Below are 15,460 nucleotides of genomic sequence, written 5' to 3'. Positions count from 1 at the left end.
GCTCTCTACTCGTAGTGTATCAGATAACATTATAATATTCAAACAATCATCGAAATGTTATTCCTTTGATTTTCTAAAACCTGCTTTGATAGCATCTTCTTCTGTATCAAACCACTCTTCTGGTTTCGTTTGTTCATAATAACGTCCACCAGGTACATGGTAAATTTTTTCACCCTTTGAATTAATATTTCCTTTGATTTGTTGCTTGCTGTTTTCCCTTTGCGTACTACTTTCCTTTTTTTCGGAATGGCTCTTTGAGGAAGAAGTGTTCTTTTTCTTACCTTGATCCGCTTTCTTATAAACATCTAAGGCCCAAAGTCCTCGGTTGTTTTCTCTAGCATTCTGTTCTGCTTTCAAGAACACTTCTGATTGAGCAACATTAGGTGGCACTGTCATGATGCGCGCATATCCTTCATATACGAGATGTTCATTATAGAATGTGCCATCTTCTAAATAAACATAAGCTAATAGTCTCTGATATTTATCGAAAGGCTGTACATCAAATTGAAGGGTAACTTCTTTGCCTTCTAACATCTTTTTCGTATAGTCACTCGCTTCTTTTCCATATGGCTCCACAGGACTATTGGGCTTCACAGTCTCAGGTGTGTCCACTCCGATCAGTCTTACCTTATCTCCCTTCGTTGTTTTAAAGGTATCACCATCGACTACTCTCTCTATTTTAACTTTCATTTTCCCATTGGGTGTGGGCTCATTGTTCTCTTGCGTGTCTTTGTCAGTAGCACATCCACTTACCGCTAAGGCTACTCCAAGGGAAAGGATGGCAAATATATGCTTTGTATTGGTTATCATTGTCCTCATGTACATATCCTCCATGTTTTTGATTAACTCTACCTTTCCCATCATACCAAACATACGTGCTTGTCTACAGTTTTTCTAATCTTCCAAAACAAAAAACGACCCACATAAGCTTGGTAGGCCGCTTTTTTATCTGGTCATTTATTCCCAGTCCCAATCAACTAGTAGAAAAAATAAAACAACAACAATTACGATGATCCATATCAGTTCCTCGCTATCTCCATTTAAGAAGTCAAAATCGAAAAAACCCATGTGGACCCTCCTTTCCTCTTCGTTACAGCCTATGCGAAAGGAATAATTTAGGTCCAAAAAAGACAAGCCCAAATGTTATAAAGTGACACATAAAAAAGACACTCGTTTCCGAGTGTCCACAAATGCTCTCTCTTCATCAGAAAAATTAATGGCGTGAAGCTGTTTCAGAAATCTCTGCTAATGCTTCTCCTGCTTCATCTTGTAAAATGTTGCGGATTGCCATGTCTCCAATCGCCACAATTCCTACTAACTTTCCGTTGTCCACTACTGGCAGACGGCGAATTTGATGCTTAGCCATCAGCTTAGCTGCTGCATCTACAGTCATTTCTGGAGTTCCCAGCACGACATCTTTACTCATGACCTCTTCGACCTTACTAGAGCCTTGATGTTTTTCAGCAAGGCCACGAATGACGATATCACGGTCTGTAATGACTCCGATAACATCTTTTTGTTCATTCACAACTGGAATGACGCCAACGTTCCAATCTCTCATTTTCACTGCTACTTCATATACATTATCTTGTAACGTAACGGTAGCCAAGTTATCTGTCATAATTTGGCGTAGTGTTCTTGTTGCCATTTTTCTTCCTCCTTCCATTCTTAAACAAAGGTTAGTTTCCCCCCTCCCGTATTCTTTCATGCAATCCAGCTATTTTTTACGTCTCATAATCATTGCACAAACAGGAAAAACCTACTATCATAAGGGAGTGAATATCACGAAGGAGGAAGGCAGAATGCTTCTCAAAGAAACGGGAATCGGCGGCCACCAAGGAACTTTAGCCGACTTAGACATTGCTATGAATAGCTCAGGTTTCACGCGTTTTGCTTGGGATTACGCCCACGCAACCTACGATTACAAGCTAAAGGATAGAGACACTACGTACTATCTTCGCATTCAAGCACATTGTGTAGAAGGCAAAATGGAAGATCCAGACACTGTATTAAAATTGGACGAGCCATTCATCGGCAAGCATCTGTTCCCACACGGAATCGATTATGACTGTCCTATGCCAGATGGCGTACTCAACAATGCAAAGCAAGTTTTACAAGGTTTAAAAGACAAATTAGCATAACAGTATGAAGGTTCAGTTTGTTCAAATACTTTACACAAGCAGAGAGGACATACCCACCTCTCTGTTTCATTTCTAGGGGTGATTTCTTTTTCAATGAAAACTCGGGGCGTACCAGATTTTCTCCTACTTTTTTTAACATTGCTACTTGTAGGCTTTGGAATTACGATGGTAATGAGCTCCAGCTACATCTATGCTCAAACCGGAATATTGACAGCTAAAGGTTGTAATCAATGTCTAGGTGACGGTTTGTACTTCGCAAAAAAACAAATCATCTTTGCCATTTTGGGTCTGTTTCTCATGCTCTTTGTTATGAACATCCCCTTCTCCTTTTATAAGAAAAACTTCCTGATGATTGCCGCTGGTAGCTTTTTCTTACTTTTACTTGTTTATATTCCCGGATTTGCGATCAAGACGAACGGAGCGCATTCATGGGTTAACTTAGGCTTTATGACTTTACAAACCTCAGAGGTTGCCAAGCTGGGACTAATTCTGTATCTGTCAGCCCTCATTGCTAAAAAAGGAGATGCCTTCCGAAGTTTCAAAACAGGCTTAATACCACCTTTGACAGTTACGGGTATTTTCTTTTTAATGATTTTGGGACAGCCTGACTTAGGAACAGCTGCCATTATTTTGGGAACGGCTGGGGTTATCTTAATAGTAGGTGGAGCTAATATTAAGCATATCTTTTTTCTTACTGTCCCTCCATCGACTCTGTTTATTACTACCTATATTTTAGTAAAACCACATGCTTGGGCCCGATTAACCTCTTTTACTGATCCTTGGAGTGATCGATTAGATAAAGGATTTCAAATGGTTCAATCCTTATTTGCTATTGCGCGAGGCGGAATCTTCGGTACAGGGTTCGGTAAAAGCTTGCAAAAATATCTGTACCTACCAGAGGCTCATACAGATTTTATCTTTTCCGTTATTGCTGAAGAGATGGGCTTAATCGGAACCTCTATCTTCCTACTTTTGTATCTGTTATTAATCATTCGAGGACTACAGATCAGCTTACGATCTACTGATACCTTTGCCACACTTGCTGGAACAGGTATTGTTACCATGCTTAGTATTCAAGCAATAATCAACATCGGCGGTGTAACAGGTGCTATACCAATGACAGGCGTACCCTTGCCGTTTATCAGTTATGGTGGATCATCCTTGTTAATTTGTATGACAAGTATGGGAATCCTATTAAGTGTCTCTCGAGATGTTAACAGACAAAAGCATACCCAGAGCTCCTCGATGTAAGGATACGTTCCTATCCTTTCAAGAACATAAAAAACCAACGACAGCAGAAAATCTGTCGTTGGTTTTTTTCTATTCCTGTTTATACCTATCTTACTCTTGTTATTCAATAGTGAGGCCCTCTACTCGTACATTTACCTCATACACCGTCAATCCCGTTAAAAACTCTACTGTTTCTTTTACTTTCTCTTGAAGATGCTGGCAGGTCTTGCTAATGATGGTACCGTAGCGAACAGAAACCCATAATGTAATAGAAGCACCCAAATCCCCTATTTCAACCATTATTCCTTTTGCATTATTTTTCGCACCCAATCGTTTCGTCCATTCATCATAAAATGAACTAGAACCACCTACAGCTACCTCTTCAATCTCTTGCGCTGCTACTCCTGCAATGACTGCAACTACTTGATCTGCCACTCTGATTTGGTCTTTCACGGATTCCATCCCTACCGCCTCCTTATGTGAACCGCCTTATGTAGCGCTACTTGCCTGTTGTACATAGTTTACCCAACTAATCATGTACTGCTTCAAAATGTTTTTTCTTTTATTATAACGGGTTTAGTCAACAGCTTGAAGCACTATTCTCGAAAATTTTACCAGCTTTTAAACCGAGAGAAAATCGGACAAACTACTCTTACAAACTAACTACCGTTTACAAACGTAGCTTTTTTACAAATAAGGGAGGCATACATACAGTGCAAAAAGTTATGTATTGGTGTTTCGGAGTAATCTTGTGTACTGCATTTCTGGTTAGTAGCATTCCAAGTATCACGCAGGCATTTACTATGGGTCCTACTTATAAAGAAGGGAGCACAGGTGCCAATGTAAGAGAACTACAAGAACGACTTAAACATATTGGTTTTTATACAGGAGATATCGATTCTATTTTCGGTCCACGTACAAAAGCAGCTCTACGTCTTTTTCAATATGAGTTTGGCATGGCGATTACTGGGGAGTTGGATGATAAAACGAAAGTTAGATTGTACAATTCAACAAAAAATTATGTCATGGGTACTTTTAAACCAAAAGAAAAAGGAAATCAAGTAATGACGCCTTCTAATGGCTTTTCTGCCAATGATCTGAAAATCATGGCCCAAGCTGTATATGGAGAAGCACGCGGTGAGCCTTATATCGGACAAGTTGCAGTCGCTGCCGTTATTTTAAATCGCACACAAAGCCCCTCATTTCCTAATTCACCAGCAGCTGTTGTGTTTGAGCCACGTGCATTTACAGCTGTAGCTGACGGTCAAATTTATCTTTCACCGGATGAATCAGCGCGAAAGGCTGTCCAAGACGCCCTAAAAGGCTGGGATCCTAGTGAAGGGGCAACCTATTATTTTAATCCAGATACAGCAACCTCTGCTTGGATCTGGAGTCGACCACAAATTAAAAAAATTGGTAAACACATTTTTTGTAGATAATATTTATATTAAACCATATAAAAATGTAAAACCTGGTATAAATAAATTACCAGGTTTCTCCCTTTTTAATGACATTATATTGTTTCAGCTTACTCATTTTGGGCCAAATGAGTGTTGTGCCATCTTTACGAATCGTTCTTCGCTTTCAATCGTGCCACAGATACCACATTGAATAAGATAATCATCCCCTTTATAGGGTTGATGAAAAGCATCTAGTTCGGTTTGGGTCAACTCTTCTATGGTCTCACCTGTTTGTGGATGTAAGCGGACATACTGTGGTTGTTGTCGTATAATGGTAAATCTCATACGATTGGTGCGACATACCGGACAACAATAGGGAGCAGACATAAAGCACCTCCTACAATTTTTCCTTAGTTTTCCTCTAATGTTAGTGGAATATGCACTCATGAATCTCGATAATCTTTACCTCATAGAGCAGAAAAGTAAGATTGAAATAATCCGGAAAGAAATGAGGGGTTATATGGTATGAAAAGCATGCGACTATTTTATTCGTTGGTAGGAGGAAGCTTTGCTCTGGCAGCTGGTTTTCACTATTTCACTGACAATGAAGTATTACGATTTATCACAGCTTCCATAGCTATTATCTTTCTCGCATCCTGGTTAGGAAAAGCTACCGAGAATGTCGCTCATTATGCAGGTGATCGTATTGGGGGATTCTTAAACGCAACCTTCGGCAATGCAGCTGAATTAATTATTGCGTTCTTTTTAGTTAGAGAAGGTTTGTTTGAAATGGTGAAAGCGTCTATCACAGGTTCCGTTATCGGAAATCTTTTATTAGTGTTAGGATTAAGCGTATTGCTTGGTGGCTTAAAGTTTAAAGAACAAATCTTTAATAGTCAACTAGCCGGACACAACGCTTCCATGATGACTTTAGCCTTAGTTTCCTTGTTTATTCCTGCTATCTTTATGTCTGAACTATCCCTTGAAAAGATTAACACCTTGTCGATCGTGATCGCTATATTATTAATTCTTGCATATGCGCTGTGGCTGATCTTCTCCATGGTAACACATAAATCATTTCTCACTGATGTGGAACAGCACGAGAGCGAGGCTGTCTGGTCTAAGCCAGTATCCATCATCATGCTCGTGGTATCTACTTTCTTTGTAGCAGTCGTATCCGAGTGGTTAGTACATAGTGTGGAAGCAGTCTCACATACCTTCGGCTGGTCAGAGCTGTTTGTGGGGGCTTTTGTCATTGCCATTATTGGAAATGCCGCTGAACATAGTGCCGCAATCCTACTTGCTATGAAGGGGCGTATCGGAGCAGCTGTGGAAATTGCTGTGGGCTCTAGTTTACAAGTAGCTTTGTTCGTAGCTCCTACACTGGTCTTAATCAGTCTCTTATTCGGGTCCCCTATGAACATCGTCTTTACTGTTCCAGAACTCACAGCAATTGCCGTATCAACCATTATCACGATTTCGATCTGTCGGGACGGTAAAACTAACTGGTTCGAAGGAGTATTATTGTTAATTGTGTATCTTATTCTTGGTACAGCCTTCTTCTTTGATTAGATCGTCCACACGTAACAAAAACTCGCTAAGGAAAGAAAGCTTTCCTAGCGAGTTTTTATTTTTTTTCGTTAAAGAGCTCATGTAAATCGGCTAATTTGTGTTCAAGATTTTCCAGAATAGTTCTGCCTTCATCTTCTACTACTACTCCTAGGCGAACCGCGAACTCAATTTCACGCGACAGACCAAACATCTGTGTATCAAGCACCTCTTCATACAAAGGGCACTGTGGCATGTTCAAGTTCTCCATCTGAACATCAATTAATTTATATATTTTATCCGCATCTGCTCTTAATAACGCTAAAGCTTTATTGGCCATATCGTTATGAATTTTTACGTCTGTCAAAACCTATCCCTCCGTTTGGACACGTCCTTACCATACATACATAGTACGTCATAACGCGTCATTTGAAAAGGGGATAACCTTTTATTCATAGTGTATAATATGTTAAATGCCTTTGAAAACGCTGTCAAAAAACACTTGTAACCAAGCACATTCATTGCAGCTCTCTACATCCTGCGATACAATAATTAAGTAGTAAGAGCGCTAACAGAGAGGAAGACCGAAATGGCAGACGTGATTGTAGTAAAGGGAGCTGTAGAATTCCCTATCACCATTGATCCAAGTGTTTGGGTATTTGATGACCGAAAATTCGAACTGTCTACTTATATGGAACAGGATAATCTGGAGCTACAAGAAACGCAGAAATATATCCGTGGTGCAGCTCTACATTGGGAAAAAGAAATGAAGGAAGGCTCCACCCCTCCTAGTCAACGCAAAAGCTTGGTAGAAGAACGAAAAGTGCTAGAGGGCGATTATGCAATCAAATTTGCACCTTTCTTGGAAAATGCCAAGCCTTATGCAAATGCTACGACTCTTCGTATTCACCGTGAACAAGAAGATTATGTAGATGTTTCTTTGGAAAAATCCAAGCAAATAATTCTCCAATTCTCAAAAGACGGTAGACCAATTCGAGAGAGGGGTCCAGTGTTTTTATATTTCCCAGAAGATTTGCATGAAAATAAGCAACCCTTGAATAATATTACGATGTTTGAAATCCTACTCTAAGTAGAAAAATAAGTGCCACCCTTACATAGGGTGGCTATCTCTATTTGCCCGTTTTCTATTTATATGTCTATAATTCTAATACCTTCATGACTTAAGCACTTTGAACAGAGAGTTTCCTACGCGCCATTTCAGCTTCTACCAAGAAAATAAAATCGGCATCGAGATGAAGGGCGACTGCACGTTGATATACTTCTATCAACATCGTATCACTTAAGTATCTCACGCTTGTCACCTCCCTTTTGTTCTATACCGTATTGTAACAGCTTATAAAAAAACGAACAATCGTTCCGATATCCACAAGTGCTGTGGAAATCCTGTTGATAGCCTGTGGGGCAATTGTGCAAAAGTTGGTTAAACAGGTATACATCCTTGTGGATTTCTTTTTTTAATTATCCACAAACGATTACATATTGTCGAAAAATATAGATGTTCCATAAAAAAAGACGGCCATAATGGCCGCCCCTCTTTCTATCCGATTCACGTTTACATTCTACATTCGCTTTTCTGAGTATAAGGCTAATGCATAGAGACACGAATAATCTCTGTGACAACAACCATAGCGAAGACAGCAAACCCGAATGAACCAGTGAAGAATAGCATGTGGCGAATTTTCTTTTTATCTTCCACCTTATGTCCCTCGCTTTCAACCAGAATCCAAACTCCGGTAGTATTATATATATCCATACGTATGAGAAGCCCATTTCGTTTCAATTTTTATGCACTCTTCTCTTTCTTTTTACCCCCAATTTCTGCGTTGAATCGACAACAGTAAAAATATCCAGCAAGAATTAGATAGCCACTCTCTTAGTTTGTACCGCCATTCTTTGCTCCATTCGATACATATGCCAGCATACAAGAAATCCGATTGCTAAACAGATTCCCCACGGCAACCATGGCATATACAATTGTTTTCCAAGCTCATAAGCCCATCCTCCTAATGAGGTTCCAATAGAGCCACCTATAGCAAGTGCATAGCCATTAAACCCGTAATAAGCGCCTAATTGGTTTTTAGGGGCAAAATACGGCACCATATCAATTAAATAAGGAACAGAGATCATTGTGCCGATCGCAAAAATACTAGCATCAAGCAAAATCATCCATAATTGATTTGAAAAGCTAAATAAAAATAGTCCAAATGCCATTATCAAAGTGCCTAATCCAATCAATGTAAACCGTTGACTATAGTTGCTCAACCATTGCAGTACCTTCATTTGAAACAGAATTGTTACGATAGCTACCGTTGACAACACAGTTCCTACTGCCATTTTATTTTGCAAGGTATCTTCAACAAATTGTGGAATGGCCAAAAACAATTGCATATAAATATAATAATGTCCTATCAATATAAACGTATAAAGCATAAAGCTTCGATCCAAAATGACAGTCTGAAAACTCCTCAGCACATTTGATTTAGTAGCTTTTACAGCAAGCGGTGGTAACACTAGCAAGGCAAGCCCTGCACATAAGAAGTATAACCCACCAGCGAAGATGGACAGCCAATAGAAATCGACCATAATTAATGCTGTACCGACCAATTGTGAACCCACAACACTTACATTGTTTAGGACATTCTTTACACCAAATACATCTTTACGGATTCCTTCAGGTGTCAATACAGCATACGAAGCACTAACAGCTGGTTCAAATAGCGAACCTCCCAGTCCAGAAAAGATTGCTGCAATGAAAAAATGCCAGGTTTCGGTACAAAAGGCAAAGGCGAGAAAACCTAAACCTCTCACAATCATCCCTAATATCATCGTTAACTTATATCCACATCGATCGGCAATAATTCCTCCCAAAAAGGCTACGCCCTGTTGAGAAAACTGGCGTACACTCAAAACCAATCCCGCCATCGATAATGCCCATCCATAGCTACCGGTCAAATAAAGTGTCAAATATGGAATTAAGGCATAAAAGCCAAGGTTCATGCAGAAGGACAAGGCTAGCAACCATCTAATGGCGCCTGGCGTTTTCTTTAAAATGTGAAATCCCTGTATCATCAACTGTCACTCACTTTCGATTTTTCGAATTATCAGTATCAACAGATTACAAAGTATTGTATGATTTGAGAAACGAATTTTTTTGTTCACAGTAATCAAATATATGCATAAGAGGTTATATTATGGACTTTGAGCAGTTAAAAGCTTTTTATACACTAGCGCAAACCCGCAATTTCACCCGCACCGCTGAAATTCTCCATTTGGTTCAATCCACAGTTACTATGCGTATTAAGCAATTGGAAGAACGAATTGGCAGGCCCTTATTTGTTCGGGATAAACGGAGTGTTGAAATCACACAAGCTGGACTCGCATTATTGCCATACGCAGAGCGTATCATCAAGCTAGCTCAGGAGGGTATGCAGGAGGTTGCCTCCTTACAACCCTATGAAGATCGTCTTACAATCGGTAGTGTCTCTTCGCTCTGGTCTTACGTTCTAGAGCCAATTCTAAAGGAATACTATCTACGTTATCCAACCATTGCTGTTAGGACGAAAACCGGGCATTCTTCAGACATTAACACCTATCTGCATGATCAAATTATCCAAATTGGTATGGTATATACCCCGCCCTCACTGCCTAATTATGAAATTATCCCGTTTTACGAAGATGAGATTCTGTTGGTAGGATCACCTCATCATCCGCTAAGTTCAGCTAAAAGTATTGATGTTGACGATCTAAGTAAAATACCATTGATTCTGGTCAATTGGGGTACACCCTTCACCGAGTGGATTATCAAGACTCTCCCACCTAGCTATATCCCACGTCTACAAGTAGATGGGGCTCATCTCGCCCTCGATTTGGTACAAGAAGGACTAGGATTATCACTAGTAACACGCTCTATGGTGCGCAAAGCTTTAGAGGATGGGAGTATCTGTCAAATTAAGCTAACAGGAAGTATCCCTCCTAAACGCCCTGCCTACATTGTTCTACCAAAGGAAAAGAAAGATCGTGCAAGTATAGAAAAGTGGCTTTTATTGATGCAGGAATTTGGTTACAATTTTTAGTTAAAACCAGTAAATCAGCAAAATTATCAAATGAAGTGTCAACGTAAATTGGAAGCTATTTTAAATAAGAGAATGTCGCTGAGTTAATTAAGGCGGCTTCTTGAATATTTGGTGCTTGATATTCAATAAGTGTAATAGAGTTGATTCTACATATTCGTAGATCCGACTCTATTTTTTTCAGCTTAAAACAACAATATAAATTAACATAGCCATTTTTTGCTTTTCAACACCATTAGCTCTTGGTCTTCTTCATAAATTTAATCGCTAAATAGAATATTCCAATCAATAAAGCCAATGCTCCAACCGATAAAGTTATTATGTTTTTAAAGGCTTGCCCACTAGCAACTGCGTGCCCGATTGCCTAGTGTAACAAGGATGTGATTGATTGCAGAGTTTTAGAAATTATGATTCTTCTATAAGGATATTGCTTCATTACTCTATCGTAATCACAAATAAACATTTGCACAAATTGTAAAATGTCAGTTTCGTAATGACAAATTACGTAATATACTAATCTCAACAGGACAATTATCTTTCTTGGACATCTACCCTTGTAATACACACTTTTATGTAGTGATAAATTACCGTATGACATACGGAAAGATCACTTACCTGCTTAAGAAAAAAAGAGGATTATCACTAGACGACAGAGCCAAAATAGTAACCTATAGGGAATGAATGTAATGGCATCTTACATACGTGGGAAATGCCTATTACAACCCGTTCTGAATCTTATTGGTATGAAACAAGCTGAGCTAGCGAGACGAACAGGTTTTTCAGCTAGAATGATCTCGCATTATGCCACTAGTACCAAACTGATGTCTCCAGAAGCTATGTATTCCATTACTTCTATCATTCAGATGTACATGCCAAACTTCCGCATGGAACACCTCTACGAATGGGAACGGGAACAATAGGCATTGATGAGTAGATTTTCTACTCTCTCCTGCGGCATTTAAGAACCTATAGGTACTTAATATTTTTAAAGCACTTGATTGCAAAGGGTGGAAACGAAAAGACCTTGTTATATCTTGATATATAATTAAGTCACCAACTGGTAATTCATGTAAAATGTAGAAAATTAAATTATTTTTATCATTTTTGTGGTTATCAGAGAAAGGAGGATAGCAAAGAAGGAATACTCATAGAAAGGAGTTGAAAAATGTTAGCATGGGACGACGATAGATGTCGAGAGAAGGAAGCTAAAAAGGTAATAAAAACGGGATGTTCCCATATGCCCTCAGAAAGCTTAGGAACACCCCGACATTCCAAGCATTTAAAAAATGCTCCATTCAAGTTTATCATGCCCTTGCGCTCAAAGGGGAAAAAATATTTTTTATTGGAAAAGTAATTGTCGCACATGTGAATAAGCTGTACGGAAAACCTTATAGAACAAATAAAGCCGTGTTTCAGAAATTCATTGAAGACAACTAGAATGATATGTATTCCTAATAATGTAAAATAGTTATATTTTTAGTAAAATATAACTATATAAAAGGAAAGAGGAGAAAAACAATGAAAAAAATAAGTAAATTATTTTCCGTTCCTGTTGCGTTAATAGTTACAGCCGTAGTAGTCACTGGTGCTAACGCCCATCCAAGTATTTCTACCGTTTCTCCAAATGTTTCTACTAATGTTAATTCTGATAATATTACTAAGCCAGAGGCTTCTAGTGCTGTAGTAATTGAAAAATCTATAGATGAAAAGACTATATCACCTTACGTTTCAATTGCTAAAGATGAGGACGTGAGCTATAAATCTGGTCAAGGTTCCTTTGTCTTCGATTACTCTTCTCATAATGGCAAGTACCCACACCTACGTGTACACGTAGAAAATACAGGAAGCAAAAGTTTCCGACTAGAACTTCTTTCTGAGGACGGTACAGAAATTTGGGGTATCGAGCCTGTGAAAACTGGTGAAGTAGCCGAGTATGTGGTTCCAAAAGCATCTAAATATTACGGCGAGGGCGAGTATAGACTTAGATTTACAGGAACAAAAGGTAGTGCTGTAAAGGCAAGAGTAAATGTACGCTCTTTAACACCTAACGATATTTAAGTTGAAGTTTTGTTATAAAAACTCTTAAATAGGGATAAAGCAAAAGACTAAAGAGATTTTTGGAACAAAGATTAGAAAGGTTAGAATTTTATCTAATTTGATGAGGGAGTTTGCAGTAGATCCAGAAACGTTTGCCTAGTTGGATCATATTATTTCAAAAGGGTTAAATGAGAACCAGGAAAAACAAATTTTAGATGTTTTAAGAGAACACCATAGTAATATAAAATCTGCTGTAGAGGCTGGTGTTCCTATCCCCCGATTTAGAAGGCTTATTTACCAAAATAATTCCCCTTCTTCACATTGAAGGGAGAACCACTAATAAGGAAAAGGTAATGCAGATTTTGAGAAGAGCTTCTAAATTACTTATATTTCCTTATCTGAATAAACATCTTTAGATTATAAAAGGTAAACCAAACGTCCGAACTTACATTCGGACGTTTTTGCTGTTATATTTTAGTCCCAATTCGTCCCCAATGTCGGATTATGAGAAAAGTTTACAGAGAGATAAAAATAAAAAAAGCCTTGATATACAAGGCTTTTATAGAAAAAATCTATGGAGCGGGTGATGGGAATCGAACCCACGCGACCAGCTTGGAAGGCTGGAGTTCTACCATTGAACTACACCCGCATCATTTAATTGGTGCGGACAAGAGGACTTGAACCTCCACGGTGTTACCACCACTAGAACCTGAATCTAGCGCGTCTGCCAATTCCGCCATGCCCGCAAAGGGAATGCATTTTCTAGGGCATTGTGACCGCGTCTTCTTTGGCGCTCTGTAATAGACCGTTCTGGCAACCGTTAGGCTTTCACGTTGGGCCATCACACTACTACGGAATAGACTCTACAAAAGCGTGCCTTCGCAACTTACAAAACTTAGTTTAATACAAACGACTTAAACTTGTCAATCACCGAACTATTTTGACATTTACCACGATCAATACAACACTTGGTCCAGTTGAGGGCAAATGAGAAAAGTTTGATGTTATAACGTTTACGTTCCGTCAATTTATAATTGACCGCCATGATTTTGTCGTGATCAAGGTCTGGTTGTCTACCCGGAATCGAATAAAACGTAAGGTCTTTTGCATATCATTGTCATCCCCACAATACTCTTACAATCTGAAGTAGTTATCTCTAATCTTAATGTTTCATGGGTATTTTTAATCAATTAATTTTATATAACGAAACAGAATATTATCATTTTTTAATTTATACTAATAATTTCTTGCTGTATTATTGAGAAAGTTTGAAATATAAAAAATAATATAATAATATAATAATATAATTGATGAACAATACATAATTTAACAGCAAAGGAGATCGTTTCATGAAGAAAATAATGGGTGTATTTTTTACTGCTGCATTAATCGTTGGAGGCATGGTTACAATTTCACCTAAGCCTACTTTTGCAAATTTGTGCAACCCCGATCCTTATGTTAAATCCGATTGTCCAGTAGGTAAACCTGAATGCAAACCAGCGCCTAAAGGTATGCAACGGGAATGTCCATGGTAACCATTTCTGAAAATTAAATTCCTACACTACTAAAAAGAGAGTGATTATATGAAAAAGATATGTACTATAGGATTTATTGCTTTGATGATCTTATCACTTTCCAGTGCGGCAATCGCTGCTGAACCACAAAGTTTTTGTAATGTTTGGCAATGTGATCAAATAAATTAATCTAATGCCTCCTAAAGGGAGGCTCTTTCATTTTTTAGATATTAATTTTCTTTTTCTTTACTACGATCTCTCATCCCATTCTTAAAACAGATAATACATGCTACTTTATTCTTCATTGTAAGGTCGTTGTTGTGGTACATTTTTCGTATTCTTCCGTTATCCAAAGACCAAACTTTCTCCCTCGCGTTACAATGCCCCCGCCAATACACCCCCCATATAATGCCAAGCCGGCCATCTCTTCCTTTGTAAGAATACAGGCCCTGCCCGCGTCTATCTTGAAAGTTGGAATTGAGTACCGTTCGAAGTAGCCACTACTTCGTCAAGAAGCGAGTGCGTTACTGGATAAAGATTTTGCGTACTATAATTGCCAATCAAACCACAGTAAGCATAGGAGGAATGTACACTATACAATCACAGCGTGGACATTTGGGCTTCCTTTGGATAGCTCCGTTTAAGACAAATGGGCCCTTCTGAAATTCGAATGACCATAACGTCCGAATAGTGTTCTTCACAATATCGACACTGATATACCTTACGTGGGTATAGTAATATGTATGTGAGATGAATTATTCATATTGCATACGGGAGGGATCATCATGGAAGTCGCAATCATGCTTTACAATGGGATCACAGCGCTGGATGCATTGGGGCCGTATGAAGTATTTGCTGCCGTAACGGGCAGCAAAGTAAAGTTTGTCGCTAAGGATAAGGGGTTAATCAAACTGGATTCGAAAATGGGTTATTTGCATGCGGATTACAGTTTTTCTGAAGTAACTTCAGCTGATATTCTCGTTGTTCCTGGTTGCAGTCCGCCTAATTATAAAACTCCGATGAATGATGAAAACACGTTGAATTGGATTAGGCAAATACATGAGACGACGAAGTGGACCACATCGGTGTGTACCGGTTCTCTAATATTGAGTGCCGCAGGTTTGTTACATGGAATGAAGGCAACTAGTCATTGGAGCTCCTTCGACCTACTCCATTCTCTTGGTGCCATCCCAACTGATGAGAGAGTGGTCCGCCAAGGCAAAATTGTTACAGCAGCCGGTGTCTCCTCCGGCATCGACATGGCACTCCAATTAGTAGCATGGGAATCGGGGGAAGATATGAGCAAAGCGGTTCAGCTGATTTTGGAATACGATCCTATGCCCCCGTTTGATTCAGGTTCACCAAAGAAAGCGCCGGCTCCAGTGGTAGAACAATTAAGAGGGATGCTTCAAGAGCTTGAAAAACAGGAGCCTGATTTGTAAATCACAAATAAGTCAGCAACGGTATTGGGGTTTAGCTTGAGGCGAAGGCATTGAACC

18 protein-coding genes and 2 tRNA genes are annotated in these 15,460 nt (G+C 39.0%); 10 read left to right on the top strand and 10 right to left on the bottom strand.

Annotated features, from left to right (window positions below; genetic code table 11):
• Positions 1-57: 57 nt before the first annotated feature.
• Both ACQV1I_RS08615 and ACQV1I_RS08610 read right to left on the bottom strand, forming a co-directional pair.
• Entirely contained in the window at positions 58-819 is a 762-nt protein-coding gene (locus ACQV1I_RS08615) for a thermonuclease family protein (RefSeq protein WP_236645844.1), read from the bottom strand.
• A 394-nt stretch (positions 820-1,213) separates the two neighbouring features.
• Positions 1,214-1,648, bottom strand: a complete 435-nt coding sequence (locus ACQV1I_RS08610) for a CBS domain-containing protein (RefSeq protein WP_094699198.1) — start codon at positions 1,646-1,648, stop codon at positions 1,214-1,216.
• Positions 1,649-1,802: 154 nt separating this feature from the next.
• Here ACQV1I_RS08610 and ACQV1I_RS08605 point away from each other — a divergent pair, with 154 nt between their 5' ends.
• Both ACQV1I_RS08605 and ftsW read left to right on the top strand, forming a co-directional pair.
• A complete protein-coding gene (locus ACQV1I_RS08605) occupies positions 1,803-2,141 on the top strand; it encodes a YugN family protein (RefSeq protein ID WP_018672123.1) in 339 nt (112 codons plus the stop codon).
• Between the two features lie 93 nt (positions 2,142-2,234).
• The gene (ftsW, locus tag ACQV1I_RS08600) at positions 2,235-3,392 is read left to right on the top strand and encodes a putative lipid II flippase FtsW (protein ID WP_094699200.1); all 1,158 of its coding nucleotides are present in this window, start codon (positions 2,235-2,237) and stop codon (positions 3,390-3,392) included.
• Positions 3,393-3,491: 99 nt separating this feature from the next.
• Here ftsW and ACQV1I_RS08595 read toward each other — a convergent pair whose 3' ends face one another.
• Positions 3,492-3,833: an Asp23/Gls24 family envelope stress response protein gene (locus ACQV1I_RS08595; RefSeq protein ID WP_094699202.1), complete on the bottom strand. Its 342-nt coding sequence runs from the start codon at positions 3,831-3,833 to the stop codon at positions 3,492-3,494.
• A gap of 251 nt (positions 3,834-4,084) precedes the next feature.
• Here ACQV1I_RS08595 and sleB point away from each other — a divergent pair, with 251 nt between their 5' ends.
• Positions 4,085-4,810 (top strand): spore cortex-lytic enzyme, encoded by a 726-nt coding sequence (gene sleB / locus ACQV1I_RS08590; RefSeq protein ID WP_116334592.1) that lies wholly within the window; start codon positions 4,085-4,087, stop codon positions 4,808-4,810.
• Between the two features lie 93 nt (positions 4,811-4,903).
• Here the strand turns inward: sleB and ACQV1I_RS08585 are convergent, their stop codons facing one another.
• Entirely contained in the window at positions 4,904-5,158 is a 255-nt protein-coding gene (locus ACQV1I_RS08585) for a hypothetical protein (RefSeq protein WP_018672119.1), read from the bottom strand.
• A gap of 138 nt (positions 5,159-5,296) precedes the next feature.
• Here ACQV1I_RS08585 and cax point away from each other — a divergent pair, with 138 nt between their 5' ends.
• Complete coding sequence (cax, locus tag ACQV1I_RS08580; protein ID WP_116334591.1) at positions 5,297-6,343, top strand: calcium/proton exchanger; 1,047 nt, start codon at positions 5,297-5,299, stop codon at positions 6,341-6,343.
• Between the two features lie 55 nt (positions 6,344-6,398).
• Here cax and ACQV1I_RS08575 read toward each other — a convergent pair whose 3' ends face one another.
• Positions 6,399-6,659 (bottom strand): YlaN family protein, encoded by a 261-nt coding sequence (locus tag ACQV1I_RS08575; protein WP_035312096.1) that lies wholly within the window; start codon positions 6,657-6,659, stop codon positions 6,399-6,401.
• 249 nt (positions 6,660-6,908) lie between these two features.
• Here ACQV1I_RS08575 and ACQV1I_RS08570 point away from each other — a divergent pair, with 249 nt between their 5' ends.
• Complete coding sequence (locus ACQV1I_RS08570; RefSeq protein ID WP_116334590.1) at positions 6,909-7,409, top strand: hypothetical protein; 501 nt, start codon at positions 6,909-6,911, stop codon at positions 7,407-7,409.
• 91 nt (positions 7,410-7,500) lie between these two features.
• On the opposite strand, the gene ACQV1I_RS08565 is transcribed toward ACQV1I_RS08570, so the two are convergent.
• The 3 genes from ACQV1I_RS08565 to ACQV1I_RS08555 form a co-directional block, all read right to left on the bottom strand.
• Positions 7,501-7,632 carry a sporulation histidine kinase inhibitor Sda gene (locus ACQV1I_RS08565; RefSeq protein ID WP_018672115.1) on the bottom strand — a complete coding sequence of 44 codons (132 nt, stop codon included), beginning with the start codon at positions 7,630-7,632 and terminating at the stop codon, positions 7,501-7,503.
• Positions 7,633-7,925: 293 nt separating this feature from the next.
• Positions 7,926-8,120 carry a hypothetical protein gene (locus ACQV1I_RS08560; protein WP_094699206.1) on the bottom strand — a complete coding sequence of 65 codons (195 nt, stop codon included), beginning with the start codon at positions 8,118-8,120 and terminating at the stop codon, positions 7,926-7,928.
• Between the two features lie 77 nt (positions 8,121-8,197).
• Positions 8,198-9,409, bottom strand: coding sequence for an MDR family MFS transporter (locus tag ACQV1I_RS08555; protein ID WP_094699207.1), 1,212 nt, complete (start codon positions 9,407-9,409; stop codon positions 8,198-8,200).
• Positions 9,410-9,531: 122 nt separating this feature from the next.
• On the opposite strand from ACQV1I_RS08555, the gene ACQV1I_RS08550 reads away from it, so the two are divergent.
• The 3 genes from ACQV1I_RS08550 to ACQV1I_RS08540 all read left to right on the top strand — a co-directional run bounded on the left by ACQV1I_RS08550 (position 9,532) and on the right by ACQV1I_RS08540 (position 12,468).
• Entirely contained in the window at positions 9,532-10,413 is an 882-nt protein-coding gene (locus ACQV1I_RS08550; RefSeq protein WP_116334589.1) for a LysR family transcriptional regulator, read from the top strand.
• A gap of 683 nt (positions 10,414-11,096) precedes the next feature.
• Complete coding sequence (locus ACQV1I_RS08545) at positions 11,097-11,330, top strand: helix-turn-helix domain-containing protein (RefSeq protein WP_094699209.1); 234 nt, start codon at positions 11,097-11,099, stop codon at positions 11,328-11,330.
• A gap of 598 nt (positions 11,331-11,928) precedes the next feature.
• Positions 11,929-12,468 (top strand): hypothetical protein, encoded by a 540-nt coding sequence (locus ACQV1I_RS08540; RefSeq protein ID WP_116334588.1) that lies wholly within the window; start codon positions 11,929-11,931, stop codon positions 12,466-12,468.
• A 554-nt stretch (positions 12,469-13,022) separates the two neighbouring features.
• On the opposite strand, the gene ACQV1I_RS08535 is transcribed toward ACQV1I_RS08540, so the two are convergent.
• Together ACQV1I_RS08535 and ACQV1I_RS08530 are read right to left on the bottom strand one after the other, a co-directional pair.
• Positions 13,023-13,096 (bottom strand) — tRNA-Gly (locus ACQV1I_RS08535).
• Positions 13,097-13,106: 10 nt separating this feature from the next.
• A tRNA-Leu gene (locus ACQV1I_RS08530) sits at positions 13,107-13,193 on the bottom strand.
• Between the two features lie 603 nt (positions 13,194-13,796).
• On the opposite strand from ACQV1I_RS08530, the gene ACQV1I_RS08525 reads away from it, so the two are divergent.
• Together ACQV1I_RS08525 and ACQV1I_RS08520 are read left to right on the top strand one after the other, a co-directional pair.
• The gene (locus ACQV1I_RS08525; RefSeq protein ID WP_094699212.1) at positions 13,797-13,982 is read left to right on the top strand and encodes a hypothetical protein; all 186 of its coding nucleotides are present in this window, start codon (positions 13,797-13,799) and stop codon (positions 13,980-13,982) included.
• A gap of 764 nt (positions 13,983-14,746) precedes the next feature.
• A complete protein-coding gene (locus tag ACQV1I_RS08520) occupies positions 14,747-15,403 on the top strand; it encodes a DJ-1/PfpI family protein (RefSeq protein ID WP_116334587.1) in 657 nt (218 codons plus the stop codon).
• Positions 15,404-15,460 lie beyond the last annotated feature (57 nt).

This window comes from Brevibacillus sp. JB24b (assembly GCF_051713385.1).
GTDB classification, from domain to species: domain Bacteria; phylum Bacillota; class Bacilli; order Brevibacillales; family Brevibacillaceae; genus Brevibacillus_B; species Brevibacillus_B laterosporus.
Note: the sequence above shows the minus strand (reverse complement) of the source record. Positions and strands in the feature narration are given on the sequence as shown.